The 21,448-nt window shown below is 60.2% G+C and carries 24 protein-coding genes; 17 read left to right on the forward strand and 7 right to left on the reverse strand.

Annotated features, from left to right (window positions below; genetic code table 11):
* Position 1 precedes the first annotated feature (1 nt).
* A complete protein-coding gene (locus I6I12_RS04865; RefSeq protein WP_200288885.1) occupies positions 2–1,192 on the forward strand; it encodes a cobalamin-independent methionine synthase II family protein in 1,191 nt (396 codons plus the stop codon).
* A gap of 48 nt (positions 1,193–1,240) precedes the next feature.
* On the opposite strand, the gene I6I12_RS11985 is transcribed toward I6I12_RS04865, so the two are convergent.
* On the reverse strand, positions 1,241–2,038 hold the full coding sequence (locus tag I6I12_RS11985; RefSeq protein WP_234288176.1) for a hypothetical protein: 798 nt from the start codon (positions 2,036–2,038) through the stop codon (positions 1,241–1,243).
* 99 nt (positions 2,039–2,137) lie between these two features.
* Here I6I12_RS11985 and ilvA point away from each other — a divergent pair, with 99 nt between their 5' ends.
* The 4 genes from ilvA to I6I12_RS04890 are packed head-to-tail and all read left to right on the forward strand — an operon-like array spanning position 2,138 to position 4,679.
* Positions 2,138–3,406 (forward strand): threonine ammonia-lyase IlvA, encoded by a 1,269-nt coding sequence (gene ilvA / locus I6I12_RS04875; protein ID WP_023021232.1) that lies wholly within the window; start codon positions 2,138–2,140, stop codon positions 3,404–3,406.
* On the forward strand, positions 3,406–4,044 hold the full coding sequence (locus I6I12_RS04880) for a YigZ family protein (protein ID WP_200288886.1): 639 nt from the start codon (positions 3,406–3,408) through the stop codon (positions 4,042–4,044). Before ilvA ends, I6I12_RS04880 begins: the two co-directional genes overlap by 1 nt.
* 2 nt (positions 4,045–4,046) lie before the next feature.
* A complete protein-coding gene (locus I6I12_RS04885; protein WP_200288887.1) occupies positions 4,047–4,289 on the forward strand; it encodes a hypothetical protein in 243 nt (80 codons plus the stop codon).
* Complete coding sequence (locus tag I6I12_RS04890) at positions 4,290–4,679, forward strand: RNA-binding S4 domain-containing protein (protein ID WP_023021235.1); 390 nt, start codon at positions 4,290–4,292, stop codon at positions 4,677–4,679.
* A gap of 10 nt (positions 4,680–4,689) precedes the next feature.
* Here the strand turns inward: I6I12_RS04890 and I6I12_RS04895 are convergent, their stop codons facing one another.
* From I6I12_RS04895 to I6I12_RS04915, 5 genes are all read right to left on the reverse strand, one after another.
* A complete protein-coding gene (locus I6I12_RS04895; RefSeq protein WP_023027873.1) occupies positions 4,690–5,688 on the reverse strand; it encodes a GTP pyrophosphokinase in 999 nt (332 codons plus the stop codon).
* A gap of 10 nt (positions 5,689–5,698) precedes the next feature.
* Positions 5,699–6,316 (reverse strand): hypothetical protein, encoded by a 618-nt coding sequence (locus I6I12_RS04900; protein ID WP_023021237.1) that lies wholly within the window; start codon positions 6,314–6,316, stop codon positions 5,699–5,701.
* A gap of 76 nt (positions 6,317–6,392) precedes the next feature.
* Positions 6,393–7,724, reverse strand: coding sequence for an exonuclease domain-containing protein (locus I6I12_RS04905; RefSeq protein WP_023021238.1), 1,332 nt, complete (start codon positions 7,722–7,724; stop codon positions 6,393–6,395).
* Between the two features lie 13 nt (positions 7,725–7,737).
* Positions 7,738–9,936, reverse strand: coding sequence for a glycogen debranching protein GlgX (glgX, locus tag I6I12_RS04910; protein WP_232212598.1), 2,199 nt, complete (start codon positions 9,934–9,936; stop codon positions 7,738–7,740).
* A 21-nt stretch (positions 9,937–9,957) separates the two neighbouring features.
* Positions 9,958–10,497, reverse strand: a complete 540-nt coding sequence (locus tag I6I12_RS04915) for a TetR family transcriptional regulator (RefSeq protein WP_023021240.1) — start codon at positions 10,495–10,497, stop codon at positions 9,958–9,960.
* Positions 10,498–10,658: 161 nt separating this feature from the next.
* Here I6I12_RS04915 and I6I12_RS04920 point away from each other — a divergent pair, with 161 nt between their 5' ends.
* Together I6I12_RS04920 and I6I12_RS04925 are read left to right on the forward strand one after the other, a co-directional pair.
* Complete coding sequence (locus tag I6I12_RS04920; protein ID WP_200288888.1) at positions 10,659–11,444, forward strand: hypothetical protein; 786 nt, start codon at positions 10,659–10,661, stop codon at positions 11,442–11,444.
* Positions 11,419–11,931 carry a hypothetical protein gene (locus I6I12_RS04925; RefSeq protein ID WP_234288177.1) on the forward strand — a complete coding sequence of 171 codons (513 nt, stop codon included), beginning with the start codon at positions 11,419–11,421 and terminating at the stop codon, positions 11,929–11,931. The genes I6I12_RS04920 and I6I12_RS04925 overlap by 26 nt, the downstream gene beginning before the upstream one ends.
* A gap of 9 nt (positions 11,932–11,940) precedes the next feature.
* Here the strand turns inward: I6I12_RS04925 and I6I12_RS04930 are convergent, their stop codons facing one another.
* Positions 11,941–12,837 (reverse strand): type III secretion system chaperone family protein, encoded by an 897-nt coding sequence (locus I6I12_RS04930; RefSeq protein WP_200288889.1) that lies wholly within the window; start codon positions 12,835–12,837, stop codon positions 11,941–11,943.
* A 126-nt stretch (positions 12,838–12,963) separates the two neighbouring features.
* On the opposite strand from I6I12_RS04930, the gene hisD reads away from it, so the two are divergent.
* From hisD to I6I12_RS04980, 10 genes are all read left to right on the forward strand, one after another.
* Entirely contained in the window at positions 12,964–14,274 is a 1,311-nt protein-coding gene (hisD, locus tag I6I12_RS04935; protein ID WP_200288890.1) for a histidinol dehydrogenase, read from the forward strand.
* Positions 14,275–15,405: a histidinol-phosphate transaminase gene (locus I6I12_RS04940; RefSeq protein WP_200288891.1), complete on the forward strand. Its 1,131-nt coding sequence runs from the start codon at positions 14,275–14,277 to the stop codon at positions 15,403–15,405.
* Positions 15,402–16,004, forward strand: a complete 603-nt coding sequence (gene hisB, locus I6I12_RS04945; protein WP_023021246.1) for an imidazoleglycerol-phosphate dehydratase HisB — start codon at positions 15,402–15,404, stop codon at positions 16,002–16,004. Before I6I12_RS04940 ends, hisB begins: the two co-directional genes overlap by 4 nt.
* Positions 16,005–16,173: 169 nt before the next feature.
* Positions 16,174–17,424 (forward strand): MFS transporter, encoded by a 1,251-nt coding sequence (locus tag I6I12_RS04950; RefSeq protein WP_023021248.1) that lies wholly within the window; start codon positions 16,174–16,176, stop codon positions 17,422–17,424.
* Positions 17,425–17,427: 3 nt separating this feature from the next.
* Entirely contained in the window at positions 17,428–18,060 is a 633-nt protein-coding gene (gene hisH / locus I6I12_RS04955) for an imidazole glycerol phosphate synthase subunit HisH (RefSeq protein WP_023021249.1), read from the forward strand.
* A 14-nt stretch (positions 18,061–18,074) separates the two neighbouring features.
* The gene (priA, locus tag I6I12_RS04960) at positions 18,075–18,863 is read left to right on the forward strand and encodes a bifunctional 1-(5-phosphoribosyl)-5-((5-phosphoribosylamino)methylideneamino)imidazole-4-carboxamide isomerase/phosphoribosylanthranilate isomerase PriA (RefSeq protein ID WP_023021250.1); all 789 of its coding nucleotides are present in this window, start codon (positions 18,075–18,077) and stop codon (positions 18,861–18,863) included.
* A gap of 3 nt (positions 18,864–18,866) precedes the next feature.
* Complete coding sequence (locus tag I6I12_RS04965; RefSeq protein WP_023021251.1) at positions 18,867–19,649, forward strand: inositol monophosphatase family protein; 783 nt, start codon at positions 18,867–18,869, stop codon at positions 19,647–19,649.
* Between the two features lie 30 nt (positions 19,650–19,679).
* The gene (gene hisF / locus I6I12_RS04970) at positions 19,680–20,450 is read left to right on the forward strand and encodes an imidazole glycerol phosphate synthase subunit HisF (RefSeq protein WP_023021252.1); all 771 of its coding nucleotides are present in this window, start codon (positions 19,680–19,682) and stop codon (positions 20,448–20,450) included.
* The gene (hisI, locus tag I6I12_RS04975; RefSeq protein WP_023021253.1) at positions 20,447–20,809 is read left to right on the forward strand and encodes a phosphoribosyl-AMP cyclohydrolase; all 363 of its coding nucleotides are present in this window, start codon (positions 20,447–20,449) and stop codon (positions 20,807–20,809) included. Before hisF ends, hisI begins: the two co-directional genes overlap by 4 nt.
* The gene (locus I6I12_RS04980) at positions 20,806–21,444 is read left to right on the forward strand and encodes a TIGR02234 family membrane protein (protein WP_023021254.1); all 639 of its coding nucleotides are present in this window, start codon (positions 20,806–20,808) and stop codon (positions 21,442–21,444) included. The genes hisI and I6I12_RS04980 overlap by 4 nt, the downstream gene beginning before the upstream one ends.
* The last annotated feature ends 4 nt before the right edge of the window (positions 21,445–21,448 follow it).

The raw sequence follows: 21,448 nt of genomic DNA on the forward strand, positions 1-21,448 counted from the left end.
GATGGTTTGTAAGATTCGCACTACCCATGTCGGCTCGCTGCCGCGCACCCCGGAGCTCCTGGAGGCCAACCTGAAGCGCGGGGAGCTGCCGGCCGCGGAGTTCCAGGGGATTTTGGAGGCTGCGGTGGCGGACGTCGTCAAGCGGCAGCTTGATCTGGGCCTCGATATCATTAACGAGGGCGAATACGGCCATATCACCTCGGGCGCTGTGGACTATGGCGCATGGTGGAATTACTCATTTAGCCGCCTGGGCGGGCTGACGATGACGGATACCGACCGCTGGGAATCGGCTGAGGTAGTGCGCTCGAAACCGGGGGAGCCGCGGCTGACGTCGTTTATTGACCGCCGCGACCGCGCGCTGTTCTCCGAGGCCTACAACGACCCGGATTCTGGCATCTTCACCGGCCGAGCCAAGGTGGCAAACCCAGAATTTACCGGCCCGGTAACCTACATCGGACAAGATGAGGTCGCCGCCGATGTCCGCCTGCTTGCCGACGCCCTACCTTCCGGCACCCCAGGCTTCATCGCCGCCCTTTCCCCCGGTTCGGCTGCGCGCCTTAACAATCGTTACTACGACGATGAGCACCAGCTGCTTGCCGACGTCGGCCGTGCCATGCGCACTGAATACCAAGCCATCACCGATGCCGGGCTCACTGTGCAATTCGATGCACCCGACCTGGCCGAGGCCTGGGACCAAATCAACCCGGAGCCAACCGTAGAGGACTTCCGTGGCTTCATTCGTGAGCGCATCGATGTCCTTAATGATTCCATCGCCGGCCTGCCCAAGGAACAAACGCGCCTGCACATCTGCTGGGGCTCCTGGCACGGCCCGCACGTAACCGACGTCCCATTTGCAGATATCATCGAGGAAATTTTGCGGGCCGAGGTCGGCGGATTCTCTTTCGAAGCCGCGTCACCGCGTCACGCGCACGAATGGCGCGTGTGGCAGGACCACGCGCTGCCGGAAGGCACCGTGATTTACCCAGGCGTGGTTTCGCACTCCACCAACGCGGTAGAGCATCCGCGCCTCGTGGCAGATCGCATCATCCAATTCGCCGAGGTAGTAGGCCCTGAAAATGTTATCGCGTCGACCGATTGCGGTTTGGGCGGTCGCCTGCACCCCCAGATTGCGTGGGCGAAGCTGCAATCTTTGGTAGAAGGCGCTGACATCGCTACCCGCGAACTGTTCTAAAACGCCGAAAGCCGCTCCGAAACTTCGGAGCGGCTTAATCTGTGGCGTTTAGAAGCGCACGCCCAGCTGCTTGAGGGCGTTCTTCATCGGCTCCAGCACAGCCGGGTTTACCGTGGCAACCATGTTGAAGGCCTGCAGCAGCGCAGCCACGAGGCTGGCGGCCACGGTCACCCAGCTCATGACCTCGAGGAACTTTTCGGGGGTGGAAGAGCCCCAAATAGGCAGACGCTCAAGTGCCTCGATCTGGTGCTGCTCCGCCTCCTTGGCTACGCAGTCCGGCTCCTTGGGCATTCCGGAAGAACCGTAGCCATTGGCAAGGCCCTGCATAAGCTCCTGCGGGGTGCGAGCGGAAGATCCGAGCTCGCCGCTCTTGATCTTTTTGAGGTGCTCTTCCTTGGCCTTGTCGACCTCGGCCTGGCACTCAGCCGAAAGTTGCTTTGGCTGCTCTTCTGTGGCAGAAGCGGTAGCTGGTGCGACGAGGCCTGCTGCCACGGCGGTGGCGGCCAGGCCAACGGGGCGCGCGGACACAGAGTTAATCTCCCTGTTACCACCGGCGGAGATGGCGCCGATCTTGTGCGGGTGGGAGGGATCGGAACCATCTAAGATATCGACCTCGCCGGAGCGCGCATTGACGGTGAGGATGCGCTGGGACGCGGCGTGATAAGCGACGATTTCGGCGGCCGATTTGCCCAGCACACCCGATTCATGAGAACCGATGGGGTTAAGCTGCAGCGCAGCGGTGGGCGCGGAATGCTCCAGCACGTTATCCACGACGTGGGCATGCGCGGCAGGGGAGCAGGCGAGGACGAGCGAGGAGGTAACGCAGAGAGAGATGCGTTTGAGCATAGATATTCCTTTCTTGTGGTTATGTCCACTATTGCCTACGTAGGTAACGGTGCAACTAAAGGCCAGTGAATTTCCAGCGAATGGGTAGACTGTCAAGACATGACTGATTCGACCATCCATGCATCCGATATCCAGCAGGCGCAGGCACGGATTAGCTCGGAAATCGCCCCGACTCCGCTGCAGTATTGCGCCCGGCTTTCGGCCGAGACGGGCTGCGAGGTCTACCTCAAGCGGGAGGATCTGCAGGACGTGCGCTCCTATAAGATTCGTGGCGCGTTAAACGGGATGTCGAATCTGCCGCAAGAGCAGCGGCACCGGGGAATTGTTACGGCCTCGGCCGGCAATCATGCGCAGGGCGTGGCTTATGCCTGCCGCACAATGGGAATCGCCGGCAAGATTTTTGTGCCAGAGCCCACGCCAATGCAAAAGCGCGACCGCATCCTGGTTCACGGCGGCGACCAAGTAGAACTGGTGGTAGTTGGTTCCAACTTCGATGAGGCAGCCGCAGCTGCGCATGCCGACGCCGCCGAGCGCGACGCCGCCTTCATCGAGCCCTTCGACGCCCGCGATACCATCACCGGGCAGGGCACCGTAGCCGCAGAGGTTCTCGCGCAGCTTTCGGCCAAGGGCAAGTCGCCCGATGCCGTTGTCGTTCCCGTAGGAGGCGGTGGCCTGATTTCTGGCATCACCTCCTATCTGGCGGATATGGCACCGGATACTCGGGTGGTGGGCATGGAGCCGGAAGGGGCGGCGTCGCTAAGAGCGGCATTTGACCACGGGGGCCCGGTCACGCTGGATGCGGTCGACCCCTTCGTTGATGGCGCGGCCGTAAAGCGCTTGGGCGCGCTGCCCTATGAGATTTTGGACGCCAATCGCGAGCGCCTGAGCTTTGACACCGTGTCCGAAGGCGCGGTGTGCACGGACTTGCTCAACCTGTATCAAAATGAGGGCATCATTGCCGAGCCGGCCGGTGCATTGTCGGTGGCGGGCCTGCATCAGCTGGACCTGAAACCGGGCTCGACGGTGGTATGCGTGATTTCAGGCGGCAATAATGACGTGCTGCGCTATGCAGAAATCATGGAGCGCTCCCTAGTTCACCGGGGCCTCAAGCACTACTTCCTGGTGAACTTCCCGCAGGAGCCCGGGCAGCTGCGCCACTTTTTGCACGAGATTTTGGGTCCGACCGATGACATCACACTCTTTGAGTATCTCAAGCGCAATAACCGGGAAACCGGTGCGGCGCTAGTGGGCCTGCAGCTTAGCCGCGCCGAGGACCTCGACGGCTTGCTGCAACGCATGGGTGAATCCAAGATTTCGGTGCAGTACCTCAAGCCCGGCACCCCCGAGTATGAATTCCTCGTAGCCTAATGCAAAATTCTTATCGTCGCCCCGTAGGCCAGGTTGAACACGACATTGAAATCAAGCGTTCCCGATTTATTACTTTGATCGGTCGCGTCACCAATGAGGAAGAGGCCCGCGCGTTTATCGACGCCGCCCGCACCCGCTTTCCCGACGCCCGTCACCATTGCTCCGCTTACATCTATCACGTCGACGGTGCGAATCCGGTGGAGCGCTCCTCCGATGATGGCGAGCCCTCCGGCACCGCCGGAAAACCCATGCTGGATGTGGTCAAAGGCTCCGGCATGCTCGATGTCTGCGCAGTGGTAGTGCGCTACTTTGGTGGCATCAAGTTAGGAGCCGGCGGCCTCGTGCACGCCTATGGTGGTGCGGTGAGTGAGGCCATGGAAAAGGTGCGTGCGGTAACCCGGGCGCGCCGGGAGCTCTATGCCGTGGAGTGCCCACATGCAACGGCCGGGCGAGTGGAGGCGGATCTGCGCGGGCGCGGCTATGAGATAACCGATACCGCCTACGCGGCCGCAGTAACCTTTACCGTGGCCGTGCGCCCAGGTGGGCTGGAAGAGCTGGAAGCAACGCTGGCAGCGATCTCGCAGGGCCAGCTCGCGGCGGCAGAAGCTGGCAGCGCGTGGGTTGAGGTAAGATCCTGAACATGAGTATGCAGCAGCGACCGAATAACCCCATTGCGCAGCGCAAGCAGCAGGTGCGCAAGCACTCCCGCAACGCCGTTGTGTGCGTGGTTGGCGGCCTCGGCGTGGGAGCAGTGCTGGGCGTGCTATCTGCGGCAAGTTTCTGGGCCTGGATGTTGGTGGGTGCCATCGTCGCCGTAGTCGGTGGCGGCTATAACTGGCTGAAGATCCAGAAAATCGTCAACGAGAACCACAACCAGTATTAGATGCCGGCACCGCAACCTAGCGGCCGCCCCGTCCGGATTGATGCCTGGGTGTGGGCCGTGCGCATGTTTAAGACCCGTTCGGCGGCCGCGACGGCCGTGCGCGCCGGGCATGTCAAGATAAATGGCGAGGCTGTCAAGCCCTCCCAGCAGGTGGTGCCGGGCGACCGTGTGCGCGTGTGGCGCAATCACCACGAGCATGACCTTGAGGTCTTAGCGACTGTGGCCAAGCGCGTGGGCGCACCCGTGGCGCGTACGTGCTACACGGACCATGCGCCGCCGCCTCCACCCAAGGAGTTTATGCCGTCGGTACCCGTGCGCCCACGCGGGGCGGGCCGACCGACGAAGAAGGAACGACGCGATATGGAGAAATTCCGCGGCGGTTTCCGATAATCAGCCGAAACTAGTGGGCAGCGCGCAAGGCCTTCAGGCGCGCAGTAAGCCGACGCTTGCGGCCCGGGCGGTCGCCGGATTCGGCGGTGGCCTCGATATGCTGCTTGCCAAATTTGTTGAGCAGCAAGTCGTCGATAAGCCGCACCTGGCCGGGACGAAAGCGGTAGCGCATGGCGTCGTGGACGTGGGCAATGGCAGTATCGTCAAGCAGCTGCTCGAGCTGGCTCAAGTGGCGCACGCCGTTTTGCTCCAATAACTCCGCCAAGAATCGGTAGTGCTCCGAGCGCGAGAGCGGGAAACGGTTGCCCAGGATAATGGCCAGCACGCCCGGTAGGGTCTCGGCGGTAAGCTCGACGTCCCGATCGGTTTCCGTACCTGGGGCCTTGAGTGCAGCAATCTCGTCGAATTGCTGGTCCGCAAGCTCGATAAGCCCCGCGGCCAAGGTAAAGAGGCGGTCCACTTCAGGTGAGGGTGGGTTGGGCCCTTGCTTGTAGCGGATATCGTGTTCAAACTCCGCCCATGCGTGCTGCAGAACGGTGCGAATCTGCACCTCAAAGGTCCAACCTACGTAGTTCGCGAGCTCTTCCATTGCGGCAGCGCTATCTTCGGTCACGGTGAGCACGAGGTGGTGGGAGCCGTAGCCAAAGCCGCCGGAAATGCGGGTCTCGGCTGCTTTATCAACGGAACGCTCGACTTTAAACGATTCACCAAAAACGCTCAGCGCTTCTGGAATCGCGGTGGAGTGAAACAGCGTGACCCGCACCCCCATCACATCGTGGATCTCCTGCCACGGCTGGGGGTAGACAAAATCGCCGTTCTCGCGGCGCTTTTTGGCCTTTGCCTTAAGCGAGGGCCAAGTCTTGACGCGGGTAGAAACGCGGTCGAAGATGATGCCGGCGTCATTGAGGAGATCCTCGATGGCGGTGCGGAAGTCCCCCGCAGCGGTGGGGTGGTTGCGCGCCCAGTCGTGGTACTGGTTGCTTAGCCGCGACATCCTACTTTCCGGCATGGTGCTCCTTTCATAACTCCCGCGGGAATCCGTTAGACCATACTAGCGGGCGCGGGTGGAGCACGGTGCGATGGTAGGGCACGCGCGCGACGGCATCGGCAGCCAGCTGGCAGGCATAGGTGTCCGGCAGGCGGGCAAAAACGAAGAGGGTGGCGGAGTCTGGGACAAGGTAGGTCAGCGAGTGCGAACGCAGGAGGCGGCGCATGTGCTTGTCCAGCACAGTAAATGTTTCTGGGTGAGCGATCCAGGAGGAAATCGGTGCGCCGTGGGAGCGAACCTGTAGGCCCCCGAGGTGGGAGGCGGAAGGGAGCTCGCAGGCAGCCGGACGAGTCCAGAAACGCAGTCCCTGCGAATCGAGGGCGGCGCGTTGCAGGTTATGTGAGGCGTGGTTCCACGCCCGGCGCGTGGAAATGTCCATGTCTGCCAAGCCGCGGTGGCTTAGTCGGCGAAAGCTACGCTTGCCTGGAAAGACAAGCGCCATGGACAGGCTGGGGGAGAGCTGGATGGTGGCAAGGGAATCGCAAAAGCCGTCGTCGGAAAGCCGCTGTTCTTTCAGCCAGGAACGGGCAAAGAGGGCAGGCAGCAGGTTTGCGGTGGTAGGACGCGGCGAACGCAGGGCGACGGTCACGACGGGGCTCTCCAGTGGGGTAGGGTGCAGTCGCCTTTATTGGACTGGAGAAACCGCCGTTTGGTTCCCGGGAAAATTAAAAGGGCGGCTCGGCGTCGAGTTGGAGTTCGGCAAAGAGCTTATCGGCCGGCCAGATGTCGATTTTTTGGCCCTTGGCCTGCAGTTCCTCCGCACGCTTTTCCTTGGAGGTTTTCTTGGCCCATTCGCCCACGATAAGCAGCGTGGTCTTTTTGGTGACGTTTTTGGCTACCTGGCCGCCGCGCTCGGCGATGCCCTGCCACAGCACCCCCTTGTCATAGGGCTCGAAATCACCGGTGAGGGTGACATGCTTGCCATAAAGTGCGCCTTCCGGATCAGCGTCTGGATTGGGCTCGGGGATAGTATCCGGCGTGGCGACAGACTGCCAGGGGGCGGGGCCACCGGACTTCTTTTTTGCCGAGCCGGCCGCACGGGTTTGGTCGCGGAAGTCGGTGCCTGCGCCGAGGTCGGCGCCGGAGGTCGGGGCCGTGTGGGCGCGCAGGACGGGAAGGACGGCCGTGGACTCGAGGCGGCCAAGGGTGAACTCGCGGGCGGTGAATAGATCGCGGATGCTGCCGGTGTGTCCGAAGCGCTCTGCCAAGCGGGCGATGATTTCGCCGGCTGCGCGGGCATCTTCGGTGGCGTCGTGGTGGCTAAAATCCGGAGCGGAAAGGTGGGCTGCGACGGTGGGCAGCTTGTGATTGCGCACCGAAATTACCTTGGCTTTAGAGGCGTCGCGGGCTAGCGCGAGGGAGCATGCCAGCGGCACCGTGGGTACCTCGGCGCCGGCGGCAAGCAGGCCGGAGCGCAGTGCGGTGGAATCGAATTGGGCGTTGTGCGCGACAAGTACGTCGCCGCCGAGGAAGTCGAAGAGCTCCTTGGCGACGTCGGCAAAAGCTGGCGCCCCTTCCACATCGCTCGCGGTTATGCCGTGGATGGAGACGTTGATATCCGCAAAGTGCTCTAGGCCCGGCGGAGGGGTGCACAGCCAGGAACGGGAGTCGGTCTCTTGGCCATCGCGGAAGCGAACCGCGCCGATTTGGCAGATAGAGCCCCAGTTATCATTGGCCGTTTCTACATCCACGGCGGTGAAATCGAGCCCCGGGATGGTGGCGGTGGCGGAGGGGGCCTCGCCGCGCTGGGCGGCGGCGATGGCGCGGGCGACGGCCTGCGGGTCTTGGTGCGGGGCGAAAGCGATGGAACCGGCGGCGCCAAGGTCGAGGGCGCCAAAGCCGGTGGCGGTCGGTTCATTCACGCGCACAGTGTCGATGGAATCGAGCGGGATATCCTGCGTGGCTGGGGCGCCAAGGCTGGTGGCCAGCAGCGTGCGGTGGAGCACGAGTTTATCCGCTGTGACATCGATGAGTACGCCGTGCGCGGGAAATGACACGAGGGGCCTTTCTCTAGGAGTCAAAAACGGGCGGCTCAACCTGACGCAAGATCAGCGTTGAACGCGGTTGCACCGTGATCGTACCCTCTGCCTCAATGAGGGTTTCCTCCGCGGGGTAGCCGCCGGAATCGGCGGTATCGACCATCAGCCGCCAGGTGGCGCCGAGATCCTTGGTAGGCAGGGTGAACTCGATTTCGCCGTCGTGGGAGTTGAATATCATGATGAAGGAATCATCGGTGATACGTTCGCCGCGGGAGGTGGTCTCCGTGATGGCATTGCCATTGAGGTAGACCATAAGAGCGCGGCCGAAATCGTGGTCCCAGTCGTCTTGGGTCATCAGGCGACCAGAGGGGACCAGCCAGGCGATATCGCGTTCTTTTACATCCGCGCCTAGCGGGCCACCGGCCAAGAAGCGTTTGCGGCGGAATACGGGGTGGTGGTTGCGAATGGCCAGCACGCGCTTGGTAAATCCCAGCATGGCGGCGGACTTTTCTTCTTTCAGCATGGACCAGTCCATCCATGCCAGCTCGTTGTCCTGGCAGTAGACGTTATTATTTCCGTCTTGGGTGCGGCCGAACTCATCGCCGTGCGAGAGCATCGGAGTGCCTTGGGAGAGTAGGAGAGTGGTCAGGAAGTTGCGCACCTGGCGGCGGCGCAGCTTGCGAATTTCTTCGTTATCGGTGGGGCCTTCTTCACCGCAGTTCCAGGAGCGGTTGAAGGACTCGCCGTCGCGGTTGTCCTCGCCATTGGCCTCGTTGTGCTTGTCGTTATAGGACACGAGGTCGCGCAGAGTAAAGCCATCGTGGGCGGTGATGAAGTTGATAGAAGCGGTGGGGCGGCGGTCATTATCGGCATAAAGATCCGAAGAGCCGGTCAGTCGGGAGGCGAATTCACCCAGGGTAGCGGGCTCACCGCGCCAGAAATCGCGGACGGTATCGCGGTACTTGCCGTTCCATTCGCTCCAAATAGGTGGGAAGTTGCCTACCTGGTAGCCATCGTGGCCAATGTCCCAGGGCTCGGCGATGAGCTTGACCTGGCTGACAATGGGGTCTTGTTGGACAAGGTCGAAGAAGGTAGCGAGCTTATCGACGTCGTCAAGCTCCCGCGCCAAAGTCGCCGCCAGGTCGAAGCGGAAGCCGTCGACTCGCATCTCGGTGACCCAGTAGCGCAGGGAATCCATAATCAGTTGCAGCGAGTGCGGGTTGCGGACATTGAGGGAATTGCCGGTGCCGGTGTAGTCCATGTAGTGGGCTTCATCGCCTTCGACGAGGCGATAGTAAGCGCCATTGTCAATGCCGCGGAAGGCAATGGTGGGCCCCATGTGGTTGCCTTCGGCGGTGTGGTTATAAACCACGTCGAGGATTACCTCGATGCCTGCCTCGTGGAAGGCACGGACCATGGTCTTGAATTCGGAGACCACCTCGCCTGGCTTTTTGGCATAGGCGTAGTCATGGTGCGGGGCGAAAAAGCCGAAGGTGTTATAGCCCCAGTAGTTGCGCAGGCCCAAGTTGCGCAGCCGATCGTCTTGCAAGAATTGGTGGACGGGCATGAGCTCGACGGTGGTGACGCCGAGCTCCTTGAAGTAGTCAATGATGGCGGGGTGCGCCATGCCGGCGTAGGTACCGCGCAGTTCTTCCGGCACGTCTGGGTGGGTCATAGTCATGCCCTTGACGTGGGTTTCGTAAATGACCTTCTCGTTGTCTGGAATGTGCGGGCGATGGTCGCTGCGCCAGTCAAAGAAAGGGTTGATGACCACGGAGAGCATGGTGTGGCCCAGCGAATCTTCTTCGTTGCGGCCGGTGCCAGGTTCTTCGGCGTGGATGTCATAGGAATATAGGGAGGCATCGCCGTCGAATTCGCCGTCGAAGGCGCGGGCATATGGATCTACGAGGAGCTTGGAAGGATCGCAGCGCAGGCCGTTTTCAGGTTCATAGGGGCCATAAACGCGGTAGCCATAGCGCTGGCCAGGGGTGACATTGGGGAGGTAGACATGCCACACATGGGCGGTGACCTCTGACATTTCTATGCGCTCTTCACTGCCTTCTTTGTCGATGAGGCAGAGCTCGACCTTGTCTGCAACCTCAGAAAATAGGGCAAAATTGGTGCCGGATCCGTCAAAGGTGGATCCCAGTGGGGTAGGTTTGCCAGGCCAGATTTGGCGGCCGTAGCGCTCGGTGGGCGTGGGGACTGCGTCCATGGCGGGAGTGTTCATGCTCACGAGCATAACCACTTTTTAGTCTCCAGTGCCGTGCGTAAGCCCAGCGTGAATAATACGAATGCCGCGATGGAGGTCGTCGCGATAATTAGAGCCAGGAGCCTCGCCGGTGGTTTCTGCAAGCTGGCGTTGGGACTGTTCCATCAAGGTGGCACCGAGTACGAGGTGAATAGCCGATAGGGCGGCGGCGCGGTGGGTACTGTCGGCTTCATAGGCACCACGCGCTGCGGCAGAGCAAAAGACGGATAAGAGGTAGTCCCAGGCGGGGGCCTGAGGCAGGGAGAGACCGGCAATGACTACCTCAGCGCCGTCGCGGTGGGCAAGTAGCGCATCGCGCAGGCTGAGGCTGAGCTCCTCGAGCGACTCCCCAGAAACGGGGGAGATAATGTACTCAGCCAAAGCCGCAATGAGCGCCTGTTTATTGGCAATGTGCCAGTAAAGCGCGCCGGGGGCAACGCCGAGGGAGGATGCAACGCGGCGCATGGTGACGTCGCCCAGCCCATAGGTATCAAGCAAGGAAATAGCGGCGTCGATAATACTCTCGCGATTGATATGCACCTTGGTGATTGTACGGACTAGGACTAGCGGGGCGGTAGCTCACAGGTTCCTTTAATGGAGTATCAATGTCATTTCCATCGTGGTGTTGTTAGTATTGCGAAGACAAAAAGAAGCTGCCTTAAGGCGCTTCACATTCGCAAGATTGATTCAGGAGTTTTCCCTTGTCCTTTTTGACCCCTGCTAAGAAGTCCCTTATCGCAGTAGCGCTGGTTGCCCCCTTGGCGCTGGCTGCATGTGGTTCGGATGACAACAACGACGATTCTAAGAAGGCTGCCGCCACCACTGCCTCCAAGTCTTCTGAGGATAAGTCTGCAGACAAGTCCCAGGACAAAGACGCCGATAAGGACAAGGACAAAAACAAGGATAAGGATAAAGACAAGGACGGCGAAAACAAGGACGGCGCTGCTGGTGCAGAGGGCCAAGACGGCGAGGGCGCCCCTGGCGAGGGCCCAGATCAGATGGCCAACCCGCTAAATAATGGCGAGGATCCTTTCGCTGGGGCGAAGGACATCAAGCCGATTGAAGGTGGCCAGGACGCAAATGATGCTGACAAGCAGGCCATCGAGCAGCTGGTCCGCGGCCAGCACGAAATCGATAATGTGAAGGAATACTTCAACTACATGCCGCAGCACGCCTGCCAAGCCGTGCGTGAAGGCCAGGCCAAGGAGTTTGGCCAGTACCAGCAGTACGTCGATAGCCTGCCGAACCAGTCCTTCGCTGAGTACGCCAACACCATGCGCCAGCAGGGCGGCGGCAACGGTGAGGTGGAGAAGTTCGCTAGCCAGCTGGAGTCCATCCCGCAGTCGACCAAGCTGCAGTCTGTTAACGACATTGTGGTCAACGGTGACGATGCTTCTGCAACCGTGAGCGTGTCTAACTCTGAGGGCAATGAGACCTCTACGGTTCGCTTCCGTCGCGAGAATGGCAACTGGACCTTCTGCAACTAAATTGTCTCTTTCCCAGCGCCGCTTACCCCGCACCCTAGGTTTTGGTGCGGGGTTACTCGCGTGTGCGCTCTTGGTCTTTGGCGTGGCAGGTGCGCTGTGGGGGCTTTCCCGTCCGACGCTTGCCGGCCACGAGGTAGACGATGGCGGTTATGCCATCGAAGCGATGGGCAGCGCCCAGTTCATCGCCTTCATTACCTTTGCCCTCATAACTGGCCTACTCGGACTGCTTTTGGGCTTGGGTGCATATATGCGACGGCAAGGGCGGGGCTTGTCGATGCTCTTGTGGGTCGGCGTGTGCGCCTTGGCAGGCGCGGCCTCGTTTTACGTATTTGGCGGGGTCACCGCCACGCATCCGCCCGAAAACCCAGGAGAGTTCGTAGAATTTGCACCGAAATTCTCCCCGGCCATCTCTTGGGCGGTGGCGCCATTTATGGCGATGTTTTCCTACTGGTCCACGGCTTTTGTGAGTTCCGATGATGATTGGTAAGCCGCGCGCCTAGGGCCATTCTACGGGGGAGGCGCCGGTAACTTCCTGCGCGATGTCATCGATTCCGTGCAGGATGTGTTTAAGGCCGCGGCCGATAGCGCTAAAGAGTTGGGGCCGCGTTAGGCCGGCGGCGGCAATGGTGGTGGCATCCATCCGCACCTGCAGGCCTTCGGCGGTGTGGTGGCAAAATGCAACGGCGCCGTGATGGGCGCGATTCCAGTCATTGCAAATGAGGAATAGGCGGGTAAATTCCGCTTCCTCCAAGCTGGGGTCCCAATGTCCCTTGATGATAAGGCTGGGGCCGTTGTCTAAAGCGAAGGAAAAGAGAACATCATTGACCCACGCGTAGATAGCCGTGGCGCCGTCGCTTTGGAAGCGTTGGATTCCGATAAGCGGCAGGATTTCGGCCAGGCTATCGAGGGTGAAGGGCTCTAAGGGGGCGTCGGCAAGCGGGGCTAGCTGCGGTGAGGCTTCGCGCACGAGGCCGGGATGGGATTGGGCGAGCAAGTCCATGAGGACCTCGGCATTGCGCAGTGCCGGTAAGGCAAACGCCGCGAGCTGTTCCCGGCTCGGGGAGTTATCCGCCGGTAGATAACTATGACCGGATACGCTTACGCACTCAGGCTGGTCAAAATCAACCACTATCGCCGGTGAGAGGCAATCGTGGTTCCACTCGTTGGCCACATGCGCTAGTTCGGATATCTCACTGAGGTCCACGCCGCCGCGGGGGCTGGTGTGTAGGTGGAGTACCGGTTCTTCTAGTTGGTCTATAAAGATGAAGGTAGATCCGCCGGCTGAGTGGGGTACTAAAAGTTCGCCTGAGGGTAGCGCCCAGCAGGACAAGCCATGTTCGCGGGCGATGGCGCGGACATGCGCAAGCAGAAGGGAAGGATCACTCTCGCTCATCACTGCCACCACCTTAAAGCTGTGTTGAGTCCGAGTCTATCGTCCAAACCCGCCCCCTCGCTGGCATTTGGACATTAGGATATTGGTTTAATAATAGAAATCCGATAAGAATAATGGGAGCCGGAAATGCTTCGAACCATCGATTTGCGCGGCACAGAGCTGCGCCCTGCCCAGCTGCGGCGAGTCCTGCCACGCGGCGGCACCGACGTCGCCGCTGTAGTGGACAAAGTGGCACCAATGGTTCATCGCGTCCGTCAAGAAGGCGCCGCGGCGGCACTGGACTACAGCGAACTTTTTGATGGCGTGCGCCCGCGCCACCTGCGGGTACCGCAAGCGGAATTGGACAAGGCCGTTGCTGGCTTAGATCCGCAGGTGCGCCGAGCAATTGAGGCCTCGATTGAGCGCGTCCGCAAGGTCCACCTCGAACAAAAGCCGACCGCACATACCACCGAACTGGCTCGGGGCGCCACGGTGACCGAGGTCTTTCGCCCCATCGAGCGCGTCGGTTTGTACGTGCCGGGAGGCAAGGCTGTCTATCCCTCGTCTGTGATCATGAACGCGGTGCCGGCGCAGGCGGCCGGCGCAGAAAGCTTAGTGGTGGCCTCGCCCCCGCAAAAGGAGTTCGGCGGTCTACCGCACCCCACGGTGCTAGCTGTGTGCCAGATGCTTGGCGTAGATGAGGTGTGGGCTATAGGCGGTGGCCAGGCCATTGCGCTGATGGCCTACGGCGATGATGATGCCGAGCTTGCACCAGTAGACATGATTACGGGGCCGGGAAATATTTTCGTTACCGCAGCCAAGCGCTTGGTGCGCGGGGTAGTGGGGACAGATGCAGAAGCAGGTCCGACCGAAATTGCCATCATCGCCGATGACACCGCAAACCCCGTGTATGTGGCTTATGACCTTATCTCCCAGGCCGAGCATGATCCGATGGCAGCGAGTGTGCTTATAACGGAATCAGAAAGCCTCGCTCAGCGGGTGAACGCGGAGGTGGAGGCGCGCTACGGCGCTACCGCTAATGCGGAGCGGGCGGCCGCGGCCTTAGGCGGCGAGCAATCCGGCATTGTGGTGGTCGATTCCCTGGACGCAGCGATTGCGGTGGCTAATGCCTATGCTGCCGAGCACCTGGAGATCCACACCGCAGAACCCGGCACGGTAGCTGAGCGGATTAAGCACGCTGGTGCCATCTTTGTGGGGGACTTCGCCCCTGTGCCACTCGGGGACTACGCTGCCGGTTCCAATCACGTGCTGCCCACCTCCGGCACGGCGCGCTTTTCGGCTGGCCTGTCTACCCACACCTTTATGCGGCCGGTCAACCTCATTAACTATGACCGAGCTGCGCTGGAAGAAATTGCCCCGCAGGTCATCGCCTTTGCTAAGGCTGAGGGGCTGCCTGCCCACGGCGAAGCAATCCGCGCCCGATTCGAGGAGAACTAAATGACGCAATTGACAGATCTTCCCCTGCGCGAGGAATTGCGCGGCAAGTCCGCCTATGGTGCGCCGCAACTCACTGTGGCCTACCAACTCAATACCAATGAAAATCCCTATCCGCCCTCTCCAGCGCTCGTTGCTGATTTGGTGGCGGAGACTCAGCGCCTTGCCTCCACGCTCAATCGCTATCCGGAACGCGATGCCGTAGAGCTGCGTAAAGCCTTGGCCCATTACGTTTCCGAACAGACCGGGGTGGGGGTTAGTTATGAGCAGGTATGGGCGGCGAACGGATCGAATGAGATTTTGCAGCAGCTTCTACAGGCCTTTGGTGGTCCAGGCCGCAGCGTGCTCGGCTTTACGCCGTCTTATTCCATGCACCCCATCCTTGCGGACGGAACCTACACGCAGTTTGTGGAGTGCCCGCGGGACGAGGATTTCCGCATAGACATGGACCGGGCTCTGGCGGCCGTGGCGCGGCACCAGCCGGATATCATCTTTGTGACAACGCCGAATAACCCCACCGGCGGGGTGACTAGTCTGGACGATATTGCCGCGCTTGCCGACGCCGCGCCGGGAATCCTCATCGTCGATGAAGCCTACGGCGAATTCTCCTCTTCGCCCTCCGCAGTGACGCTGCTGGATAAATACCCCACAAAGTTGGTGGTCTCGCGCACCATGTCCAAGGCCTTCGACTTCGCCGGTGGCCGCCTTGGCTATTTTGTGGCAGATCCGGCCTTTGTAGAAGCCGTCATGTTAGTGCGACTTCCGTATCACCTGTCTGTGCTCTCCCAAGCTGCGGCGACAGTGGCGTTGCGCCATAGCGCGGATACGCTCGCCACCGTGGAAAAGATCGCCAGCGAGCGCGAGCGCGTGGCAGCTCGCTTGCGGGAACTGGGCTATACGGTCCTGCCTAGTGAATCCAATTTCCTCTTCTTCGGCCGCTTTGCTGACCAGCAGCGCGTATGGCAGCAGTTCTTGGATAAAGAAGTACTCATCCGGGATGTCGGGATTGCCGGGCACCTGCGCATGACCGTGGGCCTGCCGGAAGAAAACTCGGCCTTTTTGGCAGTAGCTGAGGACCTTGCGGATACAGTAGTAGCGGATAATCCGGCCGGAGGAGAAAGGAGCGAACCATGAGCAACCGTGTAGGACGCGCCCAGCGGTCTACCTCTGAATCGCAGATTTCCGTGGTCATCGACCTAGACGGCACGGGACGCAGCGATATTTCCACCGGCCTGCCCTTTTTCGATCATATGCTGACCTCGTTTGCCACCCACGGCAGCTTTGATCTCACCGTGCAGGCAGCGGGTGATACCGAGATCGATGCCCACCACACCGTGGAAGATACCGCCATCGTGCTCGGTACCGCACTGCGGGAAGCAGTGGGGGATAAGGCCGGCATTCGTCGTTTCGGCTCCCAGCTACTGCCCATGGATGAAACGTTGGTTGAAGCGGTGGTGGATTTTTCTGGCCGCGCTTATTTCGTGATGAACGGCGAGCCAGAGCACCTGCAGTGGCACATAATTGGTGGCCACTACGCCACGGTGATTAACCGCCACTTTTTTGAAACGCTTGCTGCCCACGCTGCGATAACGCTGCACCTCAACGTGCGCTATGGGCGCGATCCGCACCACCTTACGGAGGCGGAGTTTAAAGCCGTGGCGCGTGCGCTGCGCGCTGCCGTGGAACCCGACCCCCGTCGGACTGGAATTCCTTCGACGAAGGGAGCACTCTAAAAAGCATGCATGTTATGATCTTGGTTCTTTTCCTCGTGGCAGGCATGTTAGTAGGCGGTGCATGGACTGCCTACCAATAGGGGTCGAAGGCAATGACAGTAGTAGCCTCCCTTTTGGCCGCAATTACCGTGGTAGCAGCAATTTCGTGGATGGTAGGAGCGTTTGGTAAGTGAGCAAAACCCAAGAGACTAATATTTGGAAGATCCCGGGCTATACCGCCACTATGATGGCCATTGCCGCTGCTTTCGGCGCTTGGTCCATCCTCCTTCCGGTGGTGCCGCTCGCTGTCATTGATTCCGGCGGCTCAGCTACTTTGGCGGGCTCATCCACCGGCATCTTCATGGCCTTTACCGTGCTTACGCAGATCATTTCCCCGTGGCTTTTGCGCCGTTGGGGCTATCGCCGCGTGATGGCACTTTCCGCCTTTACCTTGGGCGTCCCTGCCTTCGGACATCTTTTGGGAACAGATGCTTGGGTTGTCCTACTCTTTTCCGCTTTGCGCGGGGTGGGCTTTGGCGCGCTGACCGTTTCCGAGTCTGCGCTTATTGCCGAGTTGGCACCTGTTCGCCTTTTGGGCAAGGCCACCGGCATGATCGGTGTGTTTACGGGACTAGGCCAAATGGTCTTTTTGCCCTTGGGCTTGGTCATGGCGGAAAAGCTGGGTTATGCCTCGACGTATATCACTGCCGGCATCATTGGCTTCGTGGGCTTTGGTTTGTGCTTGCGCATTCCCAAGATAAAGGTCACGCTGGCTTCTGATACCGAAGACGAGCCCAACCTAATCCGCGTTCCCACGTGGAAGCTGGTGGCAGTGCCTGCACTAGCGTTAACGACTTTCTCCATGAGCTACGGCGCCGTGTCGTCCTTCCTGCCGCCGGCGGTGCAGGAACTAGATGCAGAGCGTGGCGCCAGCCTTGCCGGCATCATGCTGTCCATCGTGGGTGGCGCGGCCATGATTTTCCGCTACTTCGCCGGCATGGTGGCAGACCGCGTGGGCACTCCCGGCCGGTTGTATATCCCCAGCCAGATCATGGCCATTGTGGGTGTGCTCGCCATCGCCGTCCCGCTCTACCTCGACGGCTCCGTGTGGTGGCTTGTGCTGGGTGCCTTCCTATTCGGCGGGGCCTTTGGCATTGCCCAAAATGAAGCCCTGTTGTCGATGTTTGACCGTCTACCGCGCGAGCGTGTCTCGGAGGCTTCGGCCATTTGGAATATCTTCTATGATGGCGGCACCGGCTTGGGCTCGACCCTTTTGGGTGCGTTGGTTGCCGGCTACGGCTACGCGGGGGCGTTTGGCGCCGGTGTGGCTATCCTCGGCGTTGGCGTACTAATGACGCTGGCAGATTTTATCCTTGGGCGCACCCGCGTGAGTGAAACCAACGATATCCGAACGCGTCTGCGTCGCATGCGTAAGGTATAGCCCATGGCAAAGACGGTCGCATTATTGGATTACGGCGCGGGCAATGTGCGCTCGGCACAGCGCGCGCTGGAGCGAGTAGGCGCGGAAGTTGCCGTGACTGCGGATCCCAAAGCAGCGGTGGACGCAGACGGTCTGCTTGTCCCCGGCGTTGGCGCTTTTGACGCATGTATGCGCGGGCTAAACGAGGTTCAGGGGCCAAGGGTCATCGGCCAGCGCCTGGCAGGGGAGCGGCCAGTGCTGGGTATTTGCGTAGGTATGCAGGTGCTTTTCGACGTCGGGGTGGAGCACAACATCAATTCCACCGGCTGCGGCGAGTGGCCCGGCACCGTTGAAAAACTTCACTCTACAGTCCTGCCGCATATGGGGTGGAATACCGTTGCGGTTCCCGTCGGCAGCGATATGTTTGCAGGCTTGTCCGAAGACGAGCGGTTCTATTTTGTGCATTCCTATGGCGTCCGCCGCTGGGAGTTGGAAACGGAAATCACCCGTCCACCCTTGGTCAGCTGGGCCGAGCACGCGGGTGATAGGTTTGTCGCGGCGGTGGAAAATGGCGCTTTGTGGGCGACCCAATTCCACCCGGAAAAATCCGGGGACGCTGGCGCACAGCTTTTGGAAAACTGGATGCGCACGCTCTAGGTAGGATGATGACTATGACTTTTACGCTCTTGCCCGCAGTTGATGTCTCTCAAGGTCAAGCGGTGCGCTTGGACAAAGGCGAAGCAGGCACCGAAACCTCCTACGGTGCGCCGCGCGATGCCGCATTGAAGTGGCAGTCCCACGGCGCGCAATGGCTGCATTTTGTGGACTTGGATGCGGCATTCGGCCGCGGTTCCAACCACGAGCAGATGGCGAATATCACCGCAGAGCTGGGCATAAACGTGGAACTTAGTGGCGGCATCCGAGACGATGCCGCAGTAGAGCAAGCACTGGCTACCGGCGCGCAGCGCATTAATATTGGCACCGCTGCTCTTGAACAGCCGGAATGGATAGAAGATATCCTTGCGCGCTATGGCGATAAGGTTGCCGTGGATCTCGCCGTGCGCGAGGAAGGCGGCGAGTGGCGCACTGCGGGCAATGGTTGGGTTTCCGATGGCGGCGACCTGTGGGAGGTGCTCGAGCGCCTCGATGCTGCCGGATGCCAGCGCTTTGTGGTGACAGACGTATCTAAAGACGGCACGCTAAGCGGACCGAATATCGAGCTGCTGCGCGAGGTCGCCATGGCTACGGAAGCTAAAATCACCGCCTCCGGTGGTATCTCTAGCGTGGAAGACCTGCGCGAGCTTGCTCTCTATGAAAATGAGGGCATTGATTCCGCCATTATTGGAAAAGCCCTCTACGAGGGGAAATTCAGCCTCGAAGAAGCTCTCACAGCAGTGGCCGAGGTAGAGCCGCTGCCGGCGGAAGAAACCATTGACCCGTTCGACCCTGAGGACAACTAAGCCATGATGGAACCCCGCGAGTTGGTGGCCTTCGCGGAGGCGGCCGTAGACCAAGTAGAACCCATTTTTCGTTCCGGCCTCGGTGCGCAGCCCGCCCGCTTTAAAGGGCAGGGAGATTTTGCCACCGAGGTAGATCTCGTCATCGAGCAACAGCTGCGGGATATTTTGACTCAAATGACCGGCATCCCAGTGTACGGAGAAGAATCCGGCGGCAGCGTGCTAGATACCGTCTGGGTAGTAGATCCGATTGATGGCACCGCAAATTACTCCGCTGGAAACCCTTTAGCCGGCATCTTGGTGGCGCTCATCCATAAGGGCGCACCTGTTGTAGCGGTGTCTGATTTCCCATTATTGGGGCGACGTTTGGTCACTTGCGATGGCTCTCCTCTGCGCTCAGTAGGCGGGCCTGCTACTGGCTTCGGCGGTGGGGAGGACGCGATGGGCTTCGATGAAGCGCGCGGACACGTGGGCTGCTCTTCTCATCTGCCCACTGAGATCTTCCACGAGCTGCGCGAAACCGGCCTGCGCCCGCGGATGACCGGTTCAGTGGGGCTGGATAATGCCTTTGTTGCGCAGGGCGTATTTGATGGCGCGATTAACTTCTCCCCACACCCGTGGGATAACGCCGCTGGTGCACTGCAAATTCAAACCGCCGGCGGAGTAGTGACTGATCCGGAAGGAAATCCGTGGACTGCGCAGTCGCGTGGCTTGGTCGCAGGTACCCCGCAGGTCCATGCCACTATCGTGGACATCCTGTCCCGTCATAGCGGTTCCTTTCACCGCTAAGACTTCATTCTCACAAAGGAGGCGGCCGATATGGCTGTAGCCGTACGTGTTATCCCCTGCCTAGACGTGGACCAAGGCCGGGTGGTCAAGGGCGTTAACTTTGAAAACCTGCGCGATGCCGGTGACCCGGTGGAGTTGGCCGCGCGTTATGACTCCTTAGGCGCTGACGAACTTACATTTTTGGATGTATCTGCCTCAAAGCAAGGGCGTTCAACCATGCTAGAGGTTGTACGCCGCACTGCGGACCAGGTATTTATCCCACTAACAGTCGGCGGCGGGGTACGCAGCGTCGACGACGTCCGGGAGCTACTGCGCGCCGGTGCAGATAAGGTTTCCGTAAATACTGCAGCGATTAAGAATCCGGAAGTGCTGCGCGAAATGGCCGAGGTTTTCGGGACCCAATGCATCGTGCTGTCCGTTGATGCCCGCCGGTGCCGGGAGGAGTTTGCGCCCTCTGGTTACGAGGTCACCACGCATGGTGGCACGAAGTCGGCCGGAATAGACGCCATTGAGTGGGCTCGCCGTGGCGAGGAACTCGGAGTAGGGGAGATTCTCCTCAACTCGATGGATGGCGATGGCACCAAGCAAGGATTTGATGTGGACCTGCTGTATGCCGTGCGCGAGGCAGTGACTATTCCCATCATCGCTTCTGGCGGTGCGGGCAGCGCCGCGGATTTCCCACCGGCCGTTGCGGCCGGTGCCGATGCCGTTTTGGCCGCAAGCATTTTCCATTTTGGTGAGGTAGAAATTTGCGACGTAAAGGACACCCTAGATGCCGCAGGTTACGAGGTGCGCCGATGAGTAACCCGGCCGACTATGAACTAGATGGGGGCATCGCCAAGCAGCTCAAGCGCAATGACCAAGGCTTGGTGCCGGCCATTGCCCAGGCTGAGTCCGGTGAGGTGCTGATGATGGCATGGATGGATGACCATGCTTTGGCGCATACCCTTGCCACGCGCAAGGCCACGTATTTTTCGCGCTCGCGCAATGAGTACTGGGTCAAGGGTGAGACTTCTGGCCACACCCAAGAGGTGCTGGGCGTTCGCCTTGACTGTGATGGAGATACTATCCTGCTGACCGTGCGGCAGCGTGGCGGCGCCTGCCATACCGGTGACCGCACGTGCTTTGACGCCACAGATCTCCTAGGAGGACAATCGTGAAGGCTAAACGCCTTGGACCGCTACTTATCGCTGTAGGAGCCATCGTATTGTGGCTGTCTTCCCGTGCCACGTGGGTGGTTGCTGCCAGCGAAGATGATAAGACCGGCTCCGCCGCCAATGACATCATAGGTTCGGCATGGTCGCTAGAGATTATGGCCTTGACTCTAGTATTGGTTGCCGGCGCCGTCGCAGGGTTGGCTCTGCGCCGCATCGGTAGGCGCGTAGTGGGCATTATTTGTGCCCTCGCAGCAGCGGCCAGTGCATGGACCCCGGTTAGCTTGCTGACGGCGGGCGCGGATGTTGAGCGCGCGCAGAAGATCCTGCAAGGTGCCTCGGCTAATAAGAATGCAGTAGATTCCGCGCAAATTTCTCAATGGGCCACAGTGGTTTCCACCGAGGTGCATGCCTGGGGGCCGATTCTGGCCCTGGTAGGAGCGGCAATGGCTCTTTTTGGTGCGGTTATGCTAGCTCGCAACCCAGGCGAGGATAAAGTGAAGGCATCTAGCAAATACGAGACGCCGGCAGCGCGGCAAGCGAAATTGGAGGAGGATTTGGAAACCTCCTCTGATTCTGGCCGCGTGATGTGGGACGCGCTTGATAGTGATATCGATCCCACTGATATGGATAAAAAATAGCCCC

Source organism: Corynebacterium kefirresidentii (genome assembly GCF_016599755.1).
In the GTDB taxonomy this organism is placed as follows: domain Bacteria; phylum Actinomycetota; class Actinomycetes; order Mycobacteriales; family Mycobacteriaceae; genus Corynebacterium; species Corynebacterium kefirresidentii.